Annotated in this window: 27 protein-coding genes; 15 read left to right on the plus strand and 12 right to left on the minus strand. The window is 37.3% G+C overall.

Annotation, left to right across the window (positions count from 1 at the left end; translation table 11 throughout):
* Nucleotides 1-106 precede the first annotated feature (106 nt).
* Complete coding sequence (locus ATL39_RS14775; protein ID WP_120194138.1) at nt 107-520, minus strand: cytidine deaminase; 414 nt, start codon at nt 518-520, stop codon at nt 107-109.
* Between the two features lie 188 nt (nt 521-708).
* Here ATL39_RS14775 and ATL39_RS14780 point away from each other — a divergent pair, with 188 nt between their 5' ends.
* The 3 genes from ATL39_RS14780 to ATL39_RS14790 are packed head-to-tail and all read left to right on the plus strand — an operon-like array spanning nt 709 to nt 2,372.
* Entirely contained in the window at nt 709-1,032 is a 324-nt protein-coding gene (locus tag ATL39_RS14780; protein WP_120194139.1) for a PadR family transcriptional regulator, read from the plus strand.
* Entirely contained in the window at nt 1,025-1,591 is a 567-nt protein-coding gene (locus ATL39_RS14785; protein WP_120194140.1) for an HAAS signaling domain-containing protein, read from the plus strand. The genes ATL39_RS14780 and ATL39_RS14785 overlap by 8 nt, the downstream gene beginning before the upstream one ends.
* Nucleotides 1,578-2,372 (plus strand): DUF4097 family beta strand repeat-containing protein, encoded by a 795-nt coding sequence (locus ATL39_RS14790; protein WP_120194141.1) that lies wholly within the window; start codon nt 1,578-1,580, stop codon nt 2,370-2,372. The genes ATL39_RS14785 and ATL39_RS14790 overlap by 14 nt, the downstream gene beginning before the upstream one ends.
* A gap of 100 nt (nt 2,373-2,472) precedes the next feature.
* Here ATL39_RS14790 and ATL39_RS14795 read toward each other — a convergent pair whose 3' ends face one another.
* Together ATL39_RS14795 and ATL39_RS14800 are read right to left on the minus strand one after the other, a co-directional pair.
* Complete coding sequence (locus tag ATL39_RS14795) at nt 2,473-2,772, minus strand: TIGR04104 family putative zinc finger protein (RefSeq protein ID WP_120194142.1); 300 nt, start codon at nt 2,770-2,772, stop codon at nt 2,473-2,475.
* Nucleotides 2,773-2,866: 94 nt separating this feature from the next.
* The gene (locus ATL39_RS14800) at nt 2,867-3,574 is read right to left on the minus strand and encodes a hypothetical protein (protein ID WP_120194143.1); all 708 of its coding nucleotides are present in this window, start codon (nt 3,572-3,574) and stop codon (nt 2,867-2,869) included.
* A gap of 168 nt (nt 3,575-3,742) precedes the next feature.
* On the opposite strand from ATL39_RS14800, the gene ATL39_RS14805 reads away from it, so the two are divergent.
* The gene (locus ATL39_RS14805) at nt 3,743-4,009 is read left to right on the plus strand and encodes a TIGR03643 family protein (RefSeq protein WP_120194144.1); all 267 of its coding nucleotides are present in this window, start codon (nt 3,743-3,745) and stop codon (nt 4,007-4,009) included.
* A gap of 69 nt (nt 4,010-4,078) precedes the next feature.
* Here ATL39_RS14805 and ATL39_RS14810 read toward each other — a convergent pair whose 3' ends face one another.
* The 3 genes from ATL39_RS14810 to ATL39_RS14820 form a co-directional block, all read right to left on the minus strand.
* Complete coding sequence (locus ATL39_RS14810) at nt 4,079-4,939, minus strand: CPBP family intramembrane glutamic endopeptidase (RefSeq protein ID WP_120194145.1); 861 nt, start codon at nt 4,937-4,939, stop codon at nt 4,079-4,081.
* Between the two features lie 263 nt (nt 4,940-5,202).
* Nucleotides 5,203-5,889 (minus strand): dihydrofolate reductase family protein, encoded by a 687-nt coding sequence (locus tag ATL39_RS14815; protein ID WP_120194146.1) that lies wholly within the window; start codon nt 5,887-5,889, stop codon nt 5,203-5,205.
* Between the two features lie 224 nt (nt 5,890-6,113).
* Nucleotides 6,114-6,674 (minus strand): cysteine hydrolase family protein, encoded by a 561-nt coding sequence (locus ATL39_RS14820; RefSeq protein WP_120194147.1) that lies wholly within the window; start codon nt 6,672-6,674, stop codon nt 6,114-6,116.
* Between the two features lie 489 nt (nt 6,675-7,163).
* Here ATL39_RS14820 and ATL39_RS14825 point away from each other — a divergent pair, with 489 nt between their 5' ends.
* Both ATL39_RS14825 and ATL39_RS14830 read left to right on the plus strand, forming a co-directional pair.
* Nucleotides 7,164-7,973 carry a TerC family protein gene (locus ATL39_RS14825; protein ID WP_120194148.1) on the plus strand — a complete coding sequence of 270 codons (810 nt, stop codon included), beginning with the start codon at nt 7,164-7,166 and terminating at the stop codon, nt 7,971-7,973.
* 169 nt (nt 7,974-8,142) lie between these two features.
* Nucleotides 8,143-8,403 carry a hypothetical protein gene (locus ATL39_RS14830; protein WP_120194149.1) on the plus strand — a complete coding sequence of 87 codons (261 nt, stop codon included), beginning with the start codon at nt 8,143-8,145 and terminating at the stop codon, nt 8,401-8,403.
* Nucleotides 8,404-8,583: 180 nt separating this feature from the next.
* Here ATL39_RS14830 and ATL39_RS14835 read toward each other — a convergent pair whose 3' ends face one another.
* Both ATL39_RS14835 and ATL39_RS14840 read right to left on the minus strand, forming a co-directional pair.
* The gene (locus ATL39_RS14835) at nt 8,584-9,255 is read right to left on the minus strand and encodes a DUF1129 family protein (RefSeq protein ID WP_120194150.1); all 672 of its coding nucleotides are present in this window, start codon (nt 9,253-9,255) and stop codon (nt 8,584-8,586) included.
* A complete protein-coding gene (locus ATL39_RS14840; protein ID WP_120194151.1) occupies nt 9,256-9,582 on the minus strand; it encodes a PadR family transcriptional regulator in 327 nt (108 codons plus the stop codon).
* Between the two features lie 811 nt (nt 9,583-10,393).
* Here ATL39_RS14840 and ATL39_RS14845 point away from each other — a divergent pair.
* The 3 genes from ATL39_RS14845 (at nt 10,394) to ATL39_RS14855 (ending at nt 12,584) form a co-directional block, all read left to right on the plus strand.
* The gene (locus ATL39_RS14845) at nt 10,394-10,888 is read left to right on the plus strand and encodes an RNA polymerase sigma factor (RefSeq protein WP_120194152.1); all 495 of its coding nucleotides are present in this window, start codon (nt 10,394-10,396) and stop codon (nt 10,886-10,888) included.
* 7 nt (nt 10,889-10,895) lie between these two features.
* On the plus strand, nt 10,896-11,906 hold the full coding sequence (locus ATL39_RS14850) for an anti sigma factor C-terminal domain-containing protein (RefSeq protein ID WP_120194153.1): 1,011 nt from the start codon (nt 10,896-10,898) through the stop codon (nt 11,904-11,906).
* A 282-nt stretch (nt 11,907-12,188) separates the two neighbouring features.
* Nucleotides 12,189-12,584: a hypothetical protein gene (locus ATL39_RS14855; RefSeq protein ID WP_120194154.1), complete on the plus strand. Its 396-nt coding sequence runs from the start codon at nt 12,189-12,191 to the stop codon at nt 12,582-12,584.
* Between the two features lie 437 nt (nt 12,585-13,021).
* Here the strand turns inward: ATL39_RS14855 and ATL39_RS14860 are convergent, their stop codons facing one another.
* On the minus strand, nt 13,022-13,654 hold the full coding sequence (locus ATL39_RS14860) for a DUF1349 domain-containing protein (RefSeq protein ID WP_120194155.1): 633 nt from the start codon (nt 13,652-13,654) through the stop codon (nt 13,022-13,024).
* A gap of 194 nt (nt 13,655-13,848) precedes the next feature.
* Between ATL39_RS14860 and ATL39_RS17705 the strand changes: the two genes are divergently transcribed.
* Nucleotides 13,849-14,067, plus strand: coding sequence for a PhzF family phenazine biosynthesis protein (locus tag ATL39_RS17705; protein ID WP_425453035.1), 219 nt, complete (start codon nt 13,849-13,851; stop codon nt 14,065-14,067).
* 452 nt (nt 14,068-14,519) lie between these two features.
* Here ATL39_RS17705 and ATL39_RS14870 read toward each other — a convergent pair whose 3' ends face one another.
* Both ATL39_RS14870 and ATL39_RS14875 read right to left on the minus strand, forming a co-directional pair.
* Complete coding sequence (locus ATL39_RS14870) at nt 14,520-15,062, minus strand: hypothetical protein (protein WP_120194157.1); 543 nt, start codon at nt 15,060-15,062, stop codon at nt 14,520-14,522.
* A 169-nt stretch (nt 15,063-15,231) separates the two neighbouring features.
* A complete protein-coding gene (locus ATL39_RS14875; RefSeq protein ID WP_120194158.1) occupies nt 15,232-15,678 on the minus strand; it encodes a GNAT family N-acetyltransferase in 447 nt (148 codons plus the stop codon).
* Between the two features lie 137 nt (nt 15,679-15,815).
* Here ATL39_RS14875 and ATL39_RS14880 point away from each other — a divergent pair, with 137 nt between their 5' ends.
* From ATL39_RS14880 to ATL39_RS14890, 3 genes are all read left to right on the plus strand, one after another.
* Complete coding sequence (locus tag ATL39_RS14880) at nt 15,816-16,040, plus strand: hypothetical protein (RefSeq protein WP_120194159.1); 225 nt, start codon at nt 15,816-15,818, stop codon at nt 16,038-16,040.
* Nucleotides 16,041-16,204: 164 nt separating this feature from the next.
* A complete protein-coding gene (locus tag ATL39_RS14885; protein WP_120194160.1) occupies nt 16,205-16,732 on the plus strand; it encodes a GNAT family N-acetyltransferase in 528 nt (175 codons plus the stop codon).
* A 63-nt stretch (nt 16,733-16,795) separates the two neighbouring features.
* Nucleotides 16,796-17,698: a PhzF family phenazine biosynthesis isomerase gene (locus tag ATL39_RS14890; protein ID WP_120194161.1), complete on the plus strand. Its 903-nt coding sequence runs from the start codon at nt 16,796-16,798 to the stop codon at nt 17,696-17,698.
* A gap of 157 nt (nt 17,699-17,855) precedes the next feature.
* Here the strand turns inward: ATL39_RS14890 and ATL39_RS14895 are convergent, their stop codons facing one another.
* A complete protein-coding gene (locus tag ATL39_RS14895) occupies nt 17,856-18,173 on the minus strand; it encodes a hypothetical protein (protein ID WP_120194162.1) in 318 nt (105 codons plus the stop codon).
* A gap of 1,514 nt (nt 18,174-19,687) precedes the next feature.
* Here ATL39_RS14895 and ATL39_RS14900 point away from each other — a divergent pair.
* A complete protein-coding gene (locus ATL39_RS14900) occupies nt 19,688-20,206 on the plus strand; it encodes a YcxB family protein (RefSeq protein WP_170146950.1) in 519 nt (172 codons plus the stop codon).
* Nucleotides 20,207-21,156: 950 nt separating this feature from the next.
* Complete coding sequence (locus tag ATL39_RS14905; protein WP_120194164.1) at nt 21,157-21,516, plus strand: hypothetical protein; 360 nt, start codon at nt 21,157-21,159, stop codon at nt 21,514-21,516.
* The last annotated feature ends 522 nt before the right edge of the window (nt 21,517-22,038 follow it).

Genomic DNA, 22,038 nt, shown 5'->3' on the forward strand with positions numbered 1-22,038 from the left:
TACCTCATTTAACAAAATTTTAATGTCTTCTTCTACAGGTACCAGTTTTGATTTTACTATAGGAAGAATTATGTAACCTTCTGCTCTTTTTAAGAGATTAACATTTTCATTCCTCTTCTTGATTTAACGCAGCGGTCCAATGATAAGGCTGAATCTCTGCCAGCGTTTTAAAAATGATTTCATTTTCCCCTGGTATCGTTACGGCAGCTTTAACATCGGCTCCCCAATAAAACAACCGTTCCTGGCAAATCCCGCAGGGAGAGAGAACCTCAAAGGCAGACTGTTCATCATCCCGGGCTATACACAGAGAGTGCGTTACTTTTTGTCCTAATTTATGAGCCTCTAATATGGCTCCGGTTTCCATACAAAGCTCTGTCGCAGCGTTGATCACTTCCGGAGCTATACTCGTTAATACTGTGCCGTCCTCCAGTCTTATTGCTGCTGCCCCTCCCCAGCCGAGAGGATATTTCTTTTCAACCAAATCGGCCGCTTCTTTGTATAACGTATGTGCCGTGTTCATGTTTATCTTCCTCCATAAGTAAATTGCGCTCTAATAAATGTTAACATTTTCCATCATTTTTCTCTATTATGCTCAATAGCCAAATAAATTTTCAAACAGTACCTTGCAATGAATAGTAGTGAGTGCTATATTATTTACAACAGTACTGAATAATAAACAGTAGTGGGAAATGAGGTGTATGAACGGCTGTGAATATCCAATTTAAAAAAGGGGTTCTGGAACTTTGTATTCTTGTTATTTTAGATAAAAAAGACTGCTATGGCTATGAGCTGGTACAAACCGTCTCCAGGCATATAGCGATCTCTGAGGGCTCCGTGTACCCGCTTCTGCGAAGGCTGACAAAGGAAGAATATTTCACCACTTATTTACAGGAATCAACAGAAGGTCCTCCGCGCAAATACTACAGTCTGACCACAAAAGGAAAAACATATCTCAAGCAGCTGATTGAAGAATGGAATGAATTTTCCACAGGGGTTAATCAAATTATAAAAGCAGGTGTAAACGATGAATAAGCAGCAGTTCATGAAAGAGCTGAATCGTTCTTTAAAAAAGCTGCCGGACGAAGAACGCCGGGATATTTCCCAGGACTTTGAAGAACATTTCTTTATAGGAAAACAGGAAGGGCAGTCAGAAGAGGACATTTCCTCCTCTCTTGGCTCCCCCGGGCAGATTGGAAAAGAAATGCTGGCTGTTTATCATTTAGACCAGGTTCAATCTGCAGCTTCCACAGGAAATATGTTTCGCGCTATATGGGCAGTAGCGGGTTTAAGCTTCTTCAATCTTATTATCGTACTTGGTCCTTTTATTGGGCTGCTCGGCCTTGTTCTTGCCGGATGGGCTGTAGGTATTTCTTTTACCGTTTCTCCTGTTTTAGTGCTGGCGGAATTAATAGTTAACCCCGAGGCAAGCAGCATATTCGAATTTTTTATGTCCCTTACGCTCGCAGGAATCGGCCTCTTGATTTCATTTGGAATGCTTAAGCTGACAAAATGGCTGACAAAAACGTTTATTTGGTACTTGCACTATAATATGCGTCTGGTGAAAGGTGGAGCAAAATATGAGTACAGGTAAAAAAATTATTTTTGTGTCCTTTATCTTGATTTTCATTGGTATAGCCGGGAGTATATTCTCCTTTAATCAGCTCGACTCCAAAGCGTATTCGGCTGAAAAAACACTGGATGAACCTTTTACCAATCTTTCCATAGATATAAACAATGACAGCATAGAACTGCTGGCGACAGAAGACTCTGTTACCCGTATGGAGATACAGGGTTTGGATTCGGAAAACTCTGATGAGGAAGTCACAATGGAAGTACGAGATGACACCTTATTTATTGAATCGGCAGACAGCCCCCAATTATTCAATATTGGCCTTTTTTCCGAAGAAGCTAAGCTGACGGTTTATCTGCCTGAAACCACCTATCAGTCTGTGGTCATGAAAACAGATAACGGCAATCTTCATGCCTCCCGGCTTGACGTCGAATCGATGATAGCGGACACGAACAATGGAAATATCGGGCTTGAAGAAATGACGGGCTCACGCACTGAAGTAAATACAGCCAATGGAAATGTTGAAATAACAGAGGTTTCGGGAGAGATATCAGGTACATCAAATAATGGAGACATCACGTTTTCAACAAGTGCGATTGAAAATCCTATAAACCTGGAAACGGATAACGGAAACATTGAAATAAGCACCGAAACGAAACCGGCCAATGCCGACTTTGCTATCAAAACCGATAATGGTACTGCTCGTTTATTCGGTGAAGATAATTCCAAAGAAGTTTTTGGAGAAGGCGAAATCCCTGTAACGCTGCGTTCCCATAATGGTGATATTACTGTTGACCACTAAGCAGCTATATCAAAGAAAGTCCCAGTGCTTAAAAGCATTGCGCCTTTCTTTTTTATTTAGCCGATCCTTCTTAGGATGCTTCCCCCATCATTACGCCGGCTCAAAATAACGGTTCTTCCTGGTTGGAGAGTGTTAGATATATTGGATATAAAGCCAAATATACTGGCAGTGCTATTAAAAAAGCGATTACGGCAGCAATGGAAGGCCCCCAGACAAAATTAAAAGCAAATACAATAAACAGAGTTAAGAATACCAGCCCGCTTGACACCTTTCTTGAGCGTGACGTCGGATATTGCGTTGATTTGCAGTACGGGCACGTCATCCCCTGTTGGACAGCAAAGGAACTTTTCACCGTTTCCCACCATCCCCACGTGTGTTTACAGCTCTGGCATACAGGCATGCAATTCCTCCTTTATGTAAAAAGTAAACAGTTCCCCGGTCTGACATTATTTTTATCAGTCCTTCTCCTCCTTACTTTATCTGTAAGCGGCTTACTACCATTCGAAGAAAAATTTTAAAGACATCGTTATGGCGGAGTAAATCAAAACGGCAATCAAAAAAGAGGGATAGTGCGTGTCTTTTTCACTTGGCAGTTCATGTTTAAATACGGTAAAAATCATCGCTCCTGAAACAAGGGCAAAAATAAATGATCTAAAAAGAGGAATCAGATCAATATTTAAAGCAACTATCCAGCCTATCGCAATTCCCGATCCAAGCATGTACCGGCCGTACTTAGTATATTCCTGGGGAAACTCCCGCCACATTTCGTGAGCTACCGCAATGAAGTGAAGCCCAATCGCTATACAATAAAAAACCGCCTCAATACCAGATACTTCAAAGGACAAAACGGTGTAGGAAACGAGGGCATTGTATAACGCATAAAAGGAAATGGCTGACCAGAAAGAAGAGGTGTGGGATATATAGTTCTGCTTAATAATAATTTGTATACCCAGAAAAAGAACAACGCCAATAAGCCCGGCAAAATAAACTTCTGATTCCATTGTAAAGTGTCGGTATGGTTCTTCAATATCGGTCTGTTCTTTATGCAGCGTCGGCAGCAGATATATAAAAATATAAGAGACCGCCAGTCCTCCTGAAAATGAAAACCATTTCATCCGCATAACCTTTCCAGAAGGGATCAGAGCACCTGCAAAAAAATGGATGATGATAAAAACAATACCAACGATAAATGGAATAAGCATAGGCGAACCCTCCGTCAGATAGGCTTCAAAGATATAACACTACTATTCTTACAGTATAAGGATAAATTCAGTTGTTTATGTAAGTGATCTTCTCCCGGTACCTATTATTCGATCCAGCGCTATCGTTCTGGTAAAATACCCTTACAGCAGTATCGAGGAGGTATGATCATGAAAGAAACAAATCACCTGACTCTTGAAGGTATCGACCGCATTGTAGAGATGGCATGGGAGGACCGGACTCCCTTTGATATGATTGAAGTGCAGTTCGGTTTAAAGGAGAAAGACGTGATTAAGCTTATGAGAAAAGAGATGAAAGCATCATCTTTCCGCATGTGGCGCAAACGGATGAATAACCGCAGCACTAAGCACGCAGCACTGCGCTCAAAAGAAGTAAAGCGGTTCCGCTCCCCAAACCAAAAGCCTTTATCGTACTAAAATTGAACCAATTCAGGAGCAGGTTCTGGATTGGTTTTTAATCTGCTTTGTTAATTGTTACTACTTATACTAGTTGGAAATCGATCTGCTTCTTTTTTTATCTACAATTATTAGTACGGTCAGAACAGCTACGCTTAAGAGAACCATAAACAAAAAGGATAAATACAGTGTCATAAATCCTCCAAATACTTCATCAAATTCCAGCAGCGCTTTGTCAGGATCGTATACTCCCCCGCCGGAAATATACCTGGCAATTTCAAGGTACATCAGATGATAATAAATGCTCATCCATAAAGACCCTGTATATTCGCGATACAGCTGCAGGGCGATCCCGAACGCAAAGAGCAATATAAAATAATCGATAGTCAGCTGCATCGGCTGATTGAAAAATAGAGCGGCTAATGACATCGCCAGTAGAGGCACACACATGAAAAGAAGCAGCTGCAGAAATAAGGAAATAATAAATCGATATTTCTTCCGCAGCTCTGAAAATATCAAGCCTCGAATGAACACTTCCTCCGGGAATGCCTCATACATAAATGCCGTAATGGTGTTAATCAAAACGGCAAGCAGAATAGGGCCAGTCAGATTAAAGCGGACGTTTTCAATGCCTCCAAACAATGCAGCGGTGACAATCCCTGATAGAAGCAGAAACAATGGCAGTGCTGTCCCAATGAACCATTTAGCAACGGAGTCGGCTTTTGTTAAACCGATGTCTTTAAACAAATCAGGATTTTTTGCTTTCAGCCAGTACAGAACGACAAGAGTCAAGCCGGTAAACATAATGCCCTGAAGGAAAAGCGCTGTCTCTCGGTTCATTCCCTCTGTTTCGATTAAATAGCGGCCGGTATTTCCCGATACGAATAGAAATATAGATACCAGGAAAAAATACAAGATTAATCGACTGACTTTATACGTTGATTTTTTCAACTAGCTTCCCCCTCTATTAAAGCCCGGGTGGTTTCGTAAGATATCTCTTCATTTATCAGATTTATCATTCTAAATACGACTTGTCTTCTACAGAGTAACTGAATAATAATTGTAAACTAAAATCAAAAAAGGAGTCAGCCAATGGATTTAAGTACAAAAAGAGGATGGACGTATTTTAGTATTGCGTTATTTACCTTAGGTGTAGTTTTCTTTTCACTTCGTTCTTCTCCTGTAAATATCAATGATGTAACAGAATACATTCTTTATTCTTTGCAATGGGGAGTAATTCTTTTTGGAATAATATGCTTAGTTTTTCGATTGTTTTTTTCTAAATTTATTGGGAAGCAGTAATTGAAAACTGGAACTCTACTATTAAGCGGTACCTGCTCAGCGGTCGTTTTTTTTTCCTTCATGACCCTATACCAGATTTCCACTTGTTTTGCGGTTTCAATGGTCCGCAGCTTTTCCAGTCGAATCTCTAATTCTTCCAAGTGGTCAAATAAGCGCACCCCCTGTCCAAGAATAATAGGTGCAAACGCAACCTGCAGGTCATCCGCCAAATTCGCTTTTAATAACTGCTGGCCAACGTCAGCCCCGAGTACTACCACATCTTTTTCTTTGGCTGCCTGTTTAGCCTGATGAACCGCGCTTTCGATACCATCTGTTACAAACGTTATGGTAAGGTTCTCATTTTCCTTTGGATGGTTAGCCGGTGGATGATGGGTCAATATAAACAAAGGTACCTGAAATTCATAATCATCTGCATAGGCATCCGGATCCTCACTCATATCAAAAGTATTCCGCCCCATCACTACCGCTCCCGTTTTTGCCATCTCCGCTTGAATTACTTCATTCGGCTCAAAGCTCTCGTAAAGCTTTCCCAGTTTTCCATCCCGGTCGCTGATATACCCATCCACCGATAAGATCATTCCCAAGCATACCCTTCCCATGTTCTTCCCCTCCATTTTTCTTTATTGGTGTCCGTCTAACACTATTATGCCAGTCGGAGAAACCCGTCTCTTTTATGTATTCTTCTTTGACGTCCTATAACCCTTTCAAGAAATAAATCGACTGCTTTCAAGTTAAAAAAGATGGGATTTATAACGTGCAGACAATATAAAAAAAGCCCGTAAAGTCATGTATGACCTTTACGAGCGCTATTATAAACTTTTACTTAATTGGTAGTTTTCTGCTGCAGGAACTCTTCGGTTGAGGTCACTTCTGCATACATGCCATGCAGTGCGCCTACAAATGAGTAATGAACCTGTTCGGCTGAAGTGGTTTTGTTTTGATACGTCAACTCTTTTGTCGCGCAGGCATCTTCGATAAGCGTTGTTTCATAGCCTAAATCTACTGCTGCCCGAACGGTAGCATCAATACACATATGGGTCATCATCCCTGCCACTACTACCTTCGTTATACCTTTTTCTTTTAATTGGCTCTCTAATTCCGTGTTTAAGAAGCTGTTTGGAAAGTTTTTGACGATGATTTTTTCATCTTTCAATGGCTGAACCGTTTCATGATGTTCCGCTCCCTCTGTATTCGGAAGAAAGAAACCTAAAGAGGAATCGCCTGCGATATGCTGAACATGGAAAATATGGTCGTTGTGGTTTTCTCTAAACCATTCAATAACTTTAGCGGCATTTGCAGCTGCAATGTCAGGATTACTTAGTTCCATTTTGCCACCTGGAAAATAGTCTTTTTGAATATCGACAACGATTAAAGCTGTACTCATTTACTTCACCCCTTGCTGAGTTTTTCATACAAGTTAATCATATACTTAATTTCAATTTAAATCGATGGAAGTGATCTATGTAAAATATGCAGCTTTCGTTTGTAAATGTTGAGACAAAAGACATGTAAATTATTATAGCTGCTTTAGCAATTTTTATTATGCTAAAGTAGCGCATTACAGTTTAGTCTTCTTTTCTATCGAGCTTGCATAAAATAAGATTGACAACGAGGCAATAGAAGGATACATTATAAGAAATAACTTAATATCCTTTGGAAAAAGGGGAGTAGCTTTTTCAATAAAATCGTCAGGACGGGAGAAATCCCCGGTTTTATTGGCAGCCTTGTGCTGTTTGCGAGACCTTTACCTATGAGACGGGTAAAGGCTTTTTTGTGCCTTCACCGCCTCAGCGGTGAAGGTTTTTTGTGTGGATGCACAATAAAACGTATCGCGGCAGGGTAACGGGTTTATCTAAAAAAGGAGAAGATAAACATGGAACTTAGTCTGCTGATGGAATACGGATGGGTGCTTATTGTCCTGATCCTTATTGAGGGAGTGCTGGCTGCTGATAATGCGCTCGTACTCGCTGTAATGGTCAAAAGACTCCCACCGGAACAAAGGAAAAAAGCGTTATTTTACGGCCTGGCCGGCGCATTTGTCTTTCGTATTGCCTCTTTATTCATTATCTCGTTTCTCATTGACGTATGGCAGGTACAGGCCATTGGAGCTCTCTATCTCTTATTGATTGCGCTCCATCATATTATCCGGAAAGTCTGGTTCCATAAAGAAGGTGCAGCGGAAAAAAAGACGCAGGAAAACGAAGAAAAACCTGCCGGGTTCTGGCGTACCGTAGCAAAAGTGGAAGTAGCAGATATTGCCTTTGCGGTTGATTCTATTCTCGCCGCCGTCGCTCTGGCGGTGACTCTGCCCCGGACCAACCTGCCCATGATCGGCGGAATGGACGGCGGGCAGTTTCTTGTTATTCTGACGGGTGGACTGATCGGGGTGGTCATTATGCGATTTGCTGCGGGGTATTTTGTCACCTTGCTGGAAAGCAGACCTGGTCTTGAAATTGCTGCATTCGCTATTGTCGGCTGGGTTGGGGTAAAGCTGATGGTTCACACTCTTTCTCATCCTGCCTTAGCAGTGCTCCCAGAACATTTTGCAGAATCCACTCTATGGAAATTATCTTTCTATATCGTGCTGGTAGGTATTGCAGCACTCGGATGGATACTGTCTAAGGATAAAGGGGCACCACAGAACAAGGCAGCACTTAAAGAAAGCTCTGTCAGCCAAAAATAGAGCATACCTCTATGAGTCAGGCTCCCCCATAGCTAATTCTGTATAACCGTTCGATTCTCGCGCAAATAAAATCGACACCCGCGTTCCACAAATGCATCCTATGACTTTATAAGAAATAAATAACATTTTACTACCGAAATTATCTAAAATAACAGGAGTGATACCAGACATGAATGCATTTAACACAAACGATCAAAAGAAAAAACTGGATTCTAAGACCATAACTCGTATAGCATCCGGTATAGCCATACTTTTACTAATCAGCAGTTTGTATTTAATTATGTTTAACTCTGCCATATTGTCTACCGGAGTAGTAGGGTATGCCGTTGTATTGTTATTTATCGTACTCCTTGTATTATATGTGGTGAGTTTAACGACTGGAGAACTTTTTGCAGATTATATGATTCAAAAACGCCAAAATAGAAGCTAGACATCATGGTTTTCCTTCAAATAGGAGTTCATGAAAGAGATATCAAAACCCCCTTCTTCAGGAGAATCTTTCTGGAGAAGGGGGTTTTCCTGTTATATCATACCGTCATTTCAAAAGGATGAATAAAGATAACCATTTGTTCCTATCTGCTATCAATTGGTTTTTTCTACTATTTCCATTCTATATTTTTCTTCCTAACAGTTTGGCCATGATAAGAAACACTACTCCAACTATTCCCATCCAATAGACAGGCAGGACTACCGTTGGGCCAAAAGAAGGCAGCCATAAATACATTGCTAAGACGATCACTCCTGGAAAAACAGCGAACATTAAACCAGATAATATATATTCCTTTATTTTAGAGGTATGCCGAAAACACGACCACTGAATATATCGAAAGACGCTATACGCTAAAATCGCCAAGGCTGCCACTCCCATTATTAACCCAACGATCGTCGTCCCCAGGCTGTAGGTCTTCGTTTGCTCCAAATGATGAAACCCATAGGCAAGGATCGTTTGAATCAACCCACTGGTAAACAAGTAAAACCCTAAAAAATAGCAGATCCCCATCATGAATAAGGCCCTTACTTTTTTCGGGAGCGCCTGCGGAAGTTCACCGACAATCTCCCTGGCATATTGTTTGGGGTCGGAACCAAACAGTTCCCTGCTATCTCTTCCTTCTTCCTGCAAAATAAGAAGATGATCCAATAATTCCATTAAAACTTCTTCGGTCTCTGCTTCGCTTTTATCAAATGAAAGACGAACGTATACAAGCATATCTTCATACACTTTTTTATTTTCCACATTTAACTGCTCTCGTTTTTCGTTGTTTTCATCCACCAGCGTATTCACTTATGATCCCCCCCTATCCAGTAATTGGTCAACTGGTGATTTAAGCGAATTCCAATTTTGTCGAAAGGCTTCCAATGAAGCTTCTCCTGCCGACGTCAACGTATAGTATTTTCGATTTGGTCCACTGTCAGAAGCTCTCATTTCTCCATGAATCAGCTTTTCTTTTTGCAATCGCAGCAGCAGCGGATAAATAGACCCTTCCTTAACATCGATGCCCTGCTGTTGTAACTTAACCGCTAATTCATATCCGTAGACGGTTTCCCGGGAAATAATAGCTAAGATACATCCTTCCAATATCCCCTTCAATAACTGACTGCGTTCGTTCATTTCTCCACCTACCTTGTATGGCATGGTACTTAACCAATACATAACCTGCTTTCGTTAGCGAAGCAGGTTATGCTTTATATATAGATACTTATCAGCTAACTTGTTATACAACATAGTTAAATATTAACGGCTTTGAAATAAAAAAGCAATGGCACGTTACTGAAAACTAAAGAATAAACCGTTTTTTTATTATCGGATTACTGATCGAATCATCTACATAACATTTAAACAAGATCATTTATATTCAGCCAAATATTAAATATGATATCATCGCCTTCCTAATAAAATGAGTGATTATTAAGGCATAACAAATCCATGTGTCTCTTTTTTCAAATATAGATGCGTTATTAAAGGTTCTAAAGTAAAACTATATAGCACATATATCTTCAATCCCAGCGAAGATTAAACCAATGATCATCCATTGCGCTTATATGCTTCTATACTTAAGTTAACAGCTTAGCTCATTGCCTGGATCGATATATTTAACCTTAAAATTTCCTCCCTACCTCTTTTTTTATCACTGCTATTTCCCCCTTTAATAATCCAACTAAAATGGTACACTAATTACCTTTAATTGGATAGGTAGGTTTATATTTGAAAAATAGTTATAAGATCTAGGAATTATCAATATATATCAAGCCCAGCTTTTCTTATAGCAGGACCATTACTTTTTTATAACTCTAAACTACTAATAAAAGAACGTATAATACTTCTCATTAGTAAACAAAAAAATTAATACAGTTAATAATTTTCGAAAAGGTGTTAACTTTTTGGATGGAAAAAAGTCTTATACGTGAAGGGAGGGGAATCATTGCATTCACAGGAAGAATTCGTTCGGGCTTTACATAAAAAAACAGATGTTATCTATAAGTACTTAGTAAAGATAGGAGCCGCCCCAAAGGATGCAGAAGATATTGTCCAGGAATCGTTATACAAGTTGATGCTATATATCGATTCCATCGATCCAACTAAAGCATACAGCTGGCTGTTTCGGGTAGCGATTAATCAATACTATGATTTATGCCGCCGGCAGAATAAGGAAATACAAACGTCTTTCGAACATCTTGAGTTTGTAGATGACTCCTTCCTGCCTGAAGACTTTGTTGCACAAGATGAAATGAGAAAAGAGATCCAGGTCACCCTCGACCAATTACCACCTCTTCAAAAGCAGCTGCTTTTACTCAAATATGAGATGGAATTAAGCTATGCAGATATGGCAGAACTGTTGAATTTAAATCCGGGAACGGTAAAAACCTATTTATTTCGAGCCAGGCAAACATTTAAAAAACGGTATAAAAAGGAGTAGGAAAACTATGGCAGACAAGAAAAATACTAAAGAAAACGAATTAGACAAGCTGTTCGATCCAAATAATTCCAATGATTCGTTTTCAAAAATTATTGGAAAAGCCCGTAGAAGAAGCATCATTCGGAATATTCTCATCTCCATTTCTGTCTTGTTTTTCTTGATTATTTTGGTGGGTTTTTCTTGGCTTTCTATTATGAGATGGAGTGAAACCAACGCCATTCGTGATATCGAGTTATTCAACAGGATCACCAATCCAAACGTAGAGGAGTCCGGTAGCCAGCAGCAGGGCAATAGCTTTTTCGAAGGAATTCTGCGATTTAATCGATACAAGGAAGTCGAAGGAATTCCTGTGGATTGGAGTGAAGAGGTCATGACATACAGCCTGTTTGGCGGCGTCAGTGGATTCGCCGGCAGTCATTCCCCTGTTCAACTGCAAGAGGAAGGCGAAGATCAAGTAAACGTATATGACCGGGAAACCAAGCAACGAATGATGAGCTTTTATCACCCCAAGGTAGCGTATGATCAATTAGCTAATGGCGTAAAGGAGTTGGAAAACTATCCGGAAGACACCGTAGCGGAAGTAGCTTTATCCTTCGATCAGACCTACAGCCCTTCGGAGATTGAAGAAGCGATGCCGGAAGAAATCAATGTGAAATGGCATTGGACCGATACGTACTCCGCTGCTGATATAGAGCGTAAAAACGAAGGAATAGAAGAGCAGAACGGAAGTGGAGCTCCTGAACTGGCCACACAGATCTACGGATTTGATGCATCCATGGAAGCAGAGGGTTTTATTGATACGATTGAAACGGGATTGAGTATCGAAAATGGGAAATATGTTGGTGAATACGAACGGATTCATAATAATCTAACAGAAGAGGACTCCCGACTAACGGAAGAAAATGTAGAAGTCATTGGCGCAGTGGTTACGGGAAGCGTAGAGGATCTCCAACTGCTGGAAGACTCAACTATGATCCGCTCCTCTACACTGGGTGTTACCGCCAATCCGTATCAGTAACTAGAAAAAGAGATGCAGCTTAAATATCACAAGAGTTAGGTTAATTAGGGCTTCTCTTCTCCGGTACACTACCGAACACATGTCAGCCGATCAGCTAAATAAATAACTTTAGCTATACGAGATCACTACCTACATTTTTGTTAGAACTCTTCTCGTCTTTTACATGTAGGGAATCGTTCTTTTTTGGTGATCACCTTTGACAGAGAGGTTTTCTCTAGAGGAAAACGGGTAAACAGAGCGTATAAGAGGGGGATTTTTATCAGCTAGGAGGCAATTTCACTGATGGAATTCCAGAAATTTGTGACAAGAGTGCAAAGTACATTTAATGTACGGGATACGGAAAGAAAAGTAGTAGAAGGCTTGGCGTTTATTCGGGATTTGATAAATGATCTGGCTAAGCAGGTAGATATAGACAATGAGGATTTTTCTGCTGTGGGAAGAGGCGCAGTGTCGTCTATCCATCTTAAAAGCAAAACTTTGGAATTTCGAACGCTGGACTATAAAACTATTGTTGTGCAATTATCGGATACGGAGGAAGAGATATACCGAAAAGAGATAGACTATTTATACCTACCAAATGACAAAGACGAGCTGGTCAGTAATCACTATAAGATTCCATTAAGCGAAAACTTGATGAAAAAATATTTAAACCGGTTTGAAGATGATTTGATGAAATAAAGCGTTCTTTTACTATATTGTTTAATGCGGTCTTTCTCCTATTGAGAAAGACCTTTTTTATATTCAGACTCTTTCTTGATTACATTATTATCATTTATCAAATTTTTGAGAATTTCTAACAAAAATCAGACTTAGTTATTTAATGTGAGAAAAAACTGATAGGTATCATTGATTTTTGATAATACTGGCCCTGGTCCAAAAATGTGGGATCGAGCTTATACTCTTTATACATATGTTCCTTTAAGTAGATATAATCCAGCTGAATCAAAGGATAATAAATTTATTCGAGACCATGGACATGAGTGGACATAAGCGGAATTATGAGTCTTTTCAATGACAATCACTATTATGCGCCTAAATACTTTTCACCAAAAGCTCGATAAAGCTGGAAATAGACCAGCCTTAACAAGATAAAGAGAATTAAAGATATTCTTAAATTATGAATAAACTTTTGTATCATTAGTTATGTTTTCAATCTTAATAAAATCGAACTCTGCTTCGTAGCCTTCTCCTTGTGGACTGCAAGCATAAATACCAACCATAATACTCTCTGTCTTTTCTGCTAGGTGAGCTATTCTTATTTGACTCCACGACATACCATTTAACGAATAATCAACATAGTAATTATCTTCTCTTCTAGTTATTCGGTAATAAAGTGAAGACTGTTCTTCTAAAAATTCCTGACTAGACCAATCAGAATAACCTTGATTGGTTACAACGACACCTAGTTTACTATTATCATCTGGTATATATTCAACAGACGTCTTTAACCAAGTATCACTTGAAAATCGTACCATTAAACCTGCTTGGTCGTATCTATTTTCTGGATTGGATTTTACCTTAGTAGTTACTCTAAAATCCCCTTCTACTTCACAATACAAAAAATGTCCATTATCAGCTTGAAAACCATAATGTGTTTTTTGCCAAAAATCTGTTTGCTTGTCAGTTTTAATAACTAAGTTTGAATCTTTGTAATTAAGCTTCCATTCTTTAGGTGGAGATAACCAGACTAAATTTTTCTCTATTTCGGTATTGTTAAACTTCTCTATCAATATGATGCTATCATTCATAATTACTGCCACCTTTACTTGTATATTTAATTCTTGAAAATGAACGAAATCCGGCATTTAACCCATCACGATTCAATCAACGGTTTCAGAGAACGTCTCTCTCACGATGAAACAGACCCGCCGCTGCTTATCAAGGTCTTCCACCCGAGAAGATCTAGTTTATTCTATCGGGATAGAGACCACAGACTCTTCCCATCAAACACGTAGAGGCTTTTCAAAGAATGAAACCAAATAATAAAACCTTCCCTGCATCTTCTGGACATCCATTCTATACAGTGCCATACGATCCAAAAGCTTACATGCATGCCCGCGACTTCTCTTCCCCGTTTTTCGGTACATTAGAGGATCTCGTAAAGGGAAAAGCTCCCGGTGTGATGGGTGGCTATTTTTCACCTATTTCCAAACCGATATAGCAGATACCTAAATTTAATAGTAGAGCAAGGTTAGGAAATAGGAAAGGAAGAATGAATAGGAATAAAAGTTTCTAAAAATTAAGACTCATAGGAAGCGGAAATGATCGCCCAAGCCGTTTTTGTTACTGAACTCGATATTACAGTGGAGAAAGAATAAAAAAGAATAAGTGGAATATTTAACATAATCGCGGTTATCCGACGTTTTTTCTATACTATAAAAAAGAGAAAAAATCTGCAGTCAGCAGCATCTTCTCTCTTTTTCTGTTTGTAGAATTATACTTTTACGAACTCCATATATAAAATAGATTAGCATTCGATATATTGTCAGAGCCGGTCACAAAAAGGCTCTGATTATGTTAGGACGACTTTTCACATATATTATCTAATTGCACCAAATACTTGAAGATAAAATGAACGGATGCTATCCGAAATTATTAATTACATAGCACACATTAATAGAATCCAATATAAACATACAATACAATATAACTCAGTATCAGGCTAATAACAAAAAGAACGGATTTAATTGGAGCAAATTGAAAGGCAGAGCTGGTATCTCCCATAGGGGTTTTTTTCCATAAAAACATCATCATATCTCCAAAAATATAAACGATATTAAAAACAAAGGATCCACCAACGATAAAATTAGCAAGCCCAGGGTTATCAAAAAAAGAATAAATAAAAAAAGCAATACAAAGAAAAATAATCGTTTGTAAAATAAACCCACCCATAACGAACAGAAACGATCTTTTTCCATCTGGGTCATAGGTGAAATAGGTACGAATAAACTCTCCCTCTTCGTCATTTGGTTTGATCCAGTTTTTATGTTGATCTCGTAAGACAACGTGGGCCGGATATTGGAATAACCTGATTCGTATATTTTCCTGAGGTATTTTTACTAAGAATCTTCCTACAGTATAGTGACCCAGTTCATGAGACCAAATGTGAGTGAGTAGTAATATATAACCTCCTGAAATCCAAAATAAAATATCCACGTTATTCCTCCAATAATAAAATTGTCCATAATTGCATAAGACTTATTCCATTATTTCGCCTATTTGCTGAATTTTCACACCCGAACTATTAAGATAATTGCATCAAACCATACTCAAAGGCCATATCAGGAGTTTTAAACAACTTTCTTATGAAAATAGATTATCTTCTTTATTCAATGATTTTTGACATAACCGTTAGCTGCGGTTGAAAGCCATATTTTTTATACATCTTATCTGCTGAGTTTCCTGCTACAATTTTCAAATCAATTATTTCTACATCATTTCTTTGAAATTCTTTCATGGCCCAGTCCATTAATAAACGACCGTAACCTCGGTTTCTATATTTTTTATTTACATATAAATAGTCTAACGTTCCACTTTTTCTTTCAAAACTAATTTTACAAAATCCAATGATTTCTCCATCCAGCAACAAACCATTCACTATACCAGAGGACTCCCTCATTTGTTTTTTCATCGTATTTAACGTTTCATGATATGGTTTTAACGGATAAATGCTATTAAAATGAGTTGATACTTTATTGTGATAAGCAGCTAATTCTATCAAGCAGCTTTCTAAAAGATCAATCTCTTCTATGTTTAATACTCTCTGTTCCAAACTAAACAACTCCCTATATAATCATTATATGAATCAAAAACCCTCATGTTTTTTATACTGGTTTGATCTTATTTATAAGAAAAGGTTATTATGTATACCTACCTAAAAAATAAGCTAGAACAGAAAGCAGGTGAATTATGCATTCTTATCTATTTCAAGTCTTAGCTATCGTAGGATTTATCTTATTTTTGACAGCTCTTTATATTCAATCTTCTGGTCTTATCATCGGTGCGATTCTTTTAATGATAACTCCTTTTGTTCGAAATATTTATACTCGATTGAAAAATGGGGAAATAATAAGAGCAATTTTAGCTGTAGTCATCGTCACCATCGTAGCTTTTATTGCAATCGGTGCTATGTAAATTAAAAATAGCTTGTCCAAAGGACGATATAACATCGTTTTAGAAGCTGTGATGCTACATATTAAACAAGGAAATGAAGTATAGCAGAAAGATAGTTTCGTTATAAGCTGCTAAAATAGCGTAATGTATTTCACATAAATAAAGTGACAAACAGGAGATATATTATGAAAAAACTTGAAACAGAAAGACTTTATTTAAGAGAATTAGTAATGGAAGATAAAGATGCATTGTATAACATTCTTTCTGATCCTGAAACGATGCAATATTATCCCCAAACCTTTGACGAAGTTAAAGTAAAACGTTGGATTCAATGGAATATGGATAATTATCAAAAATATAATCATGGCCTATGGGCAGTCATTCTAAAAAATAATGATGAATTTATTGGAGAATGTGGGATTACTATGCAGGAAATAGAAAATGAAATAGTACCAGAGATTGGATTTCATATTCAAAAGAACTATTGGAACAAAGGATATGCAACCGAAGCAGCGATTGCCTGCAGAGATTATGCGTTTAATACTCTAAATTACTCTAAAATATTTTCATACACTACCCTTAGAAATATCCCCTCTCAAAAAATCGCAAAGAAACTTGGAATGCAAACATACAAAATTTTTGAGAAAAACGATGAAAATCAGATTGCTCAAATAGTATTTAATACTAAGCAGGATAAAAATCGAAGTAAATAATATCCTACTAATTGATTTAACAGTATCATTATTTTGGAAACGATCAAATAGGAGGAATCGTTAATGAAATCCGTAAAGGTGTATCATTATGATGCGTTTAGCAAGGAACCAAATAAGGGAAACCCGGCAGGAGTCGTGGTAAACAGCGAGGAACTATCAGATGCACAAATGCAGGAAGTCGCTTTTAAAGTCGGATTTAATGAAACAGCTTTTCCCGTTTCTTCCGAAGCAGCAGACCTCCGAATACGTTTTTTCACACCCAGGCATGAAATGAATTTATGCGGCCATGCTACCGTGGCTACGATGCATGCGTTACATACCCAAGGGGTCCTGGAGGATAAAACAGAATTCACCGTGGAAACGAAAGCCGGCATTTCACCTATCACTATTCAATCAACGGTTTCAGGGGACGTCTCTATCACGATGAAACAGGCCCCGCCGCTTTTCGAGGAATTCACAGGATCCCGAGAAGATCTAGCTTATTCTATCGGGATAGATGCCAGTGATATCCATGACACTTTCCCCATTCTATACGGAAGCACTGGTGCCTGGACCTTATTACTCCCCATCAAAAACATAGAGGCTTTTCAAAGAATGAAACCAAACAATCAAGCCTTCCCTGCGATTTTGAAAGAACGACCTGCATCTTCTGTGCATCCATTCTGCACAGAGACATACGATCCAAAAGCGGACATGCATGCCCGCCACTTCTCTTCCCCGTTTTCCGGTACATTCGAGGACCCCGTAACGGGAACAGCTTCCGGTGTGATGGGTGCCTATTTTTCTACCTACATCCAAACCCATATAGCAGATCCCCTCCATTTAATAGTAGAGCAGGGTCAGGAAATAGGAAAGGATGGGCGAGTAGGAATCAAAGTCTCTAAGAATCAAGACGCACTAGAGGTGGAAATGACCGGCCAAGCCGTTTTTGTTACTGATTTCGATATTACGTTGGACAAAGAATAGAATGGAGAGAAGATGCTGATCAAAGCACCTTCTCTTCTTTTCCAATTTTTAAAAAAGTTATAATTTTTAATACAGTATCTATCTATAATAAAAACATCATGTAAACCGATCATGTAGAAACATTGATATTCAGCATTTTCTACTGAGCTTTTTAAGTCTACTCTAACAAATCCAAAAGAAAAAAATAAAACAAGTGTTTTAAAGAATGATATCGTTTTGCTGCAAACCATATCAATGGCCAGGCTGCTAAAGCTGCAATACATAGAGCTCCCCCTAAGAAACCCCAGGCAATGCCTTCCCATCCTCCGGCAAATAGACCGTATATCCCCATACCTACTCCCATAACAAGAAAAATCCAGACAGGAAGCAGGATCCATCGGTGGAAGGAAAAAATCCGGTACAGAATGATAGCTCCTATACCCATCAGAAAGACTTCAAATAGAACTATATAGAGAAATACTTCCATCCCATTCATCCGTTCCCTCCTCCCTTTTGAAAAACAAAAGAGAACATTTCTTTATCTCTCACACGCTTATGATAAACGTACCTACTATCTTATAAAGACAGGAACTGTATTATTATCATAGTAAACTCATGCACTCATTTATTTACTAGCCTTCGATTTTTCTTTTTTATAAAGTATGTAGAAAAATAGTGAAATGAATAGACAAGCGATAAAAGCTCCTATTTGTATTTCGTTTGGAAATATGAAAGAGAGTATTAAAAAAGAAGTTCCTATAAGTAGAATCACTAAAGATAACATGAGATTTGGACTGTTCATTTTCGCACCTCCACTCACTGGAATACCGGGAACACGGTTTTTTCTTTCGCAATGTTAACCTATCTCATCAACGTATAATGAAAAGGATATTTGATGGGAATTTTGTTTATTCTTAATGATCCCTAAAAAAGAAATTTTTCTTTTTCTATAGCTCTAAAGGGAAAAAATAAACAACCACTCTGTTTTAATATTTAAGGATCATTAAAACCAAAAATACCAGCGAAAATAATCAATAAATGTAAAAGCATAATTAAAGTATTAATACTTATTAAAAAGAAACGAAACTGTTTTTTTGATAAAACACCAAAAAATATTCCTAATATAGAAAACAGTATTGGCATAAAAATAGTTAATTCATCAAAGACATTATATAAAAGTAAAAAATCTATTCCTAGTGACGTACTGAAAAACGGAAATACTGACAAAAACAGAAAAAGCCAAGATAGTATAGTAGATATTAATTTAATCAACTAATCACCCTTTATAAGTGAAGTGTCATTTTATTTTGAGTCTTATATTATATCATTCTAATAAATTGGTTCAATTATCAATCAAGGAATCTTGGTATAGTAATCCGTTTTCTATACCTTTTTTGCTTATTACAGTAAATCTATATTTCTCCAATAATCCCTGTCATTAACACAATCCAACTTATTCAAAGCAGCTCGAATACAAATAGGGAGAAAAGAGGCTGATAAAAGCACCTCTTCTCTCCTTTTTTATTTGTAAAATATAACTTTTTCGAGCTCTATAAACTTCGGGAAGTCAAAGTGAAATAATATTGGTTCTTTCCTTTTCATTTTATGCACAAAAAAAAATAAATGGCTAGAGTCTCCTACCGTTTATTTCTTATGCACGAAAAAAGAAAATGATTATTGTATATGACGATAAAATGAAAATCTATGCAAATTAATTATACCAGCTCAAAAGAATATTATGCTCGAACACTTCCTTATACCTAAAGGAGATTAATATTATTCAATGAAAAAACCCTTCTATGTTTCTTCCCATTCACTGTTCGTCAATTAATCATCCTCTTGTACTTCAAATATTTTATGTTCTATCGTTTTTTTACAACAAAGGATAGCCTGCCGTTTATAGATACAAAATTTCTCTTATGCTAGACTGGAATGATATTCTATATTCGGAAATTAAAAATAGTGCCAAGGAGTGGATATGTCATTGATGAAGTGTATTGTCACGGCCAAGTGAGTAAACAAGAATTTGTGATGTACAATTTATTTCATGCAAGAAAGAGATTTCTTATCAGTACGGCGAGTTTATTTTTATTAATGTGGCTCTTATTTGCGATGCTTACAAATTCCACAGAAATGTTTGGTGACAACTTTCCCGTTCTGGGAATTTCTATTTTCGGTGGATTGGTATATGTCATAGCCGTTTTTGCTTTCCAAAAATCAATTGCTAAGAAAACATACGAAAAAGACCCAACCGAGAGGATGCATATTACCTATTTCATAAGTGCAAAGGAGATATTTTTGCAGCATGAAAAAGGAAGAAGGACATTTGTCTGGGACGATGTGTACAAGGCCCACATCCGAAAAGATAAGTATCTCTTGTATATGGGACCACATAAAGCATTACTGGTCCCTTTCCGCTTCTTCGAATCAGATAAAGAGAAACAAGCTTTCGAAGAATTAATGAAAACCGAGTTAAGTGCTGACCAAGTAGCATGGAAAAAGAAAAAGACGTCCTCTACCTCTTCGTGAGGAAGTGCGTCTTTTTTGTTAAGAGCAGCAAATTACGGCATAATCAACAGCACCTTCCGGGATATATATTTCATCTCCTTTGATTTTATATGGAATATTATGTTCTTCTAGGCTTTCAACATTTGTATTTCCGTGTTCTCCGAATTGTACATATACTTCCTCATACTCTGCTTAGCATCTCCCAGTCCTATAATCAGTATTAATATCGTTATAATACTTAACTTCATAGTACAACACCCTCTCTTATTCGAAAACACAAAAACAATTCAATAATTTCATCATTTTTTATTAAAGATTTATAAACAACACCTTTATAAAATTACAATAGGAACAGTGTGCAGAAAATTGCTTAGCGTTGTAAATACGCATTGTCTTGACAATATCCTGCTATTTTTACCTGTTCCTAAAAATTTAATTTTGTGAACGGATATTAGCTTGTTTGATCTTATATATACCAGAAAGTCATTTTCATTTATTTCTTTAGGCTATAGTATTTACAATAAATTTCCATAATGTTAGGTTCATTATAGGAGGTGGAGAAATGGGTGTTATAGTAGGCGCTAGATAAGCCACTTTTACCGGTACTCCAGTAGGCTTATGGAGACTAATCTAGAGACAGGCGATACTGCAACATACTGCTTCGACTAATAATGGCAAATAAAAACGTTATTCAACCAAGTACGTTTCTTATCATGATTACAGGGATATTGATAGGAATTATCTTTTTAGTTCCTGCTATAGGAGCTTTATCTCTTATCTTTATCCTTCCACCGATTGTATTACTAGGAATTTTATTTGTTATTAATAAACAATAAGATCAAAACTCATATAAAAAACCGTAAATAAAAAAACCCGAATTAAGAACAAGTAATAAAACGTCATGATTTGGATTTCAGTTCCATTTCAAACAGTAATTTTTTATGTTATCTTCCAGAATAAGGAGAATAATCTTGAAAAAAATAAACATACCTTTTGCTTTTTACATATATCTTACTATACTTGGGCTTTTTCTTATTCTTTTTGATTTGCCTTCCGTTCCATATTTTATGCTTTATATGGTCATAGGACTTACACTTGGAAACTCTATTATTATTATTTTTTATAGAGAAAAATTTAGCCTTCATAGCTTACTTGGTGGAATATTTCTGGTTATGGGTTTAATACTATTTTATATGGCTTCCTCGGAATTGACAGGAGCAATCATGAACGGCGATTTTTCTTGGTTTTATTTAATACATCTTTTAATTAGTTTTATCTTATTGTGGGAAAGTACTAGAAATAAAAAAAACATTAGTACAAGCAAGGGATAGATTAAAGGAGAATAATATTATGAAAAACATTAACAAACCAATCATTGGTTATCTGCTAATAGGAATCGTAAGTACATTTCTTATATTGTCTAATATACCTATTCTCCCCTCTTCTATTTTTTTCGGAATTAGTATTGGTCTTATTAGTTACCTATTTTTGGGTAAAAGAGAGGAATTCAAATTCGCTAAAACTTTTAACATAATCATAATTATTATTGGATTCCTTCTTGTCTTTCTTTCCATAATCACTTTAGATCCTAACGCATTCCCATGGTTTCACATCATAGCAGGAGCTCTTTTAATTTGGATTGGCATACAAAGAACAAGAAATATCCAATCAAATTAAGATCTTATTGCCTGTACTCCAAATAATACATATACATGTATCATAGGAACGCTTTTCATGATGCACCATATTTAAATTGGTTGTTCTTTTGAAAAAACAAGAGCCTCTTTATAAAGAATGAAACATTTAATGACAGAAGGAATTGGATGAAAAAGAGTGCTTTACTTATCGTCGAT

The sequence above is a fragment of the Sinobaca qinghaiensis genome (genome assembly GCF_003610495.1).
GTDB classification, from domain to species: Bacteria; Bacillota; Bacilli; order Bacillales; family Marinococcaceae; genus Sinobaca; species Sinobaca qinghaiensis.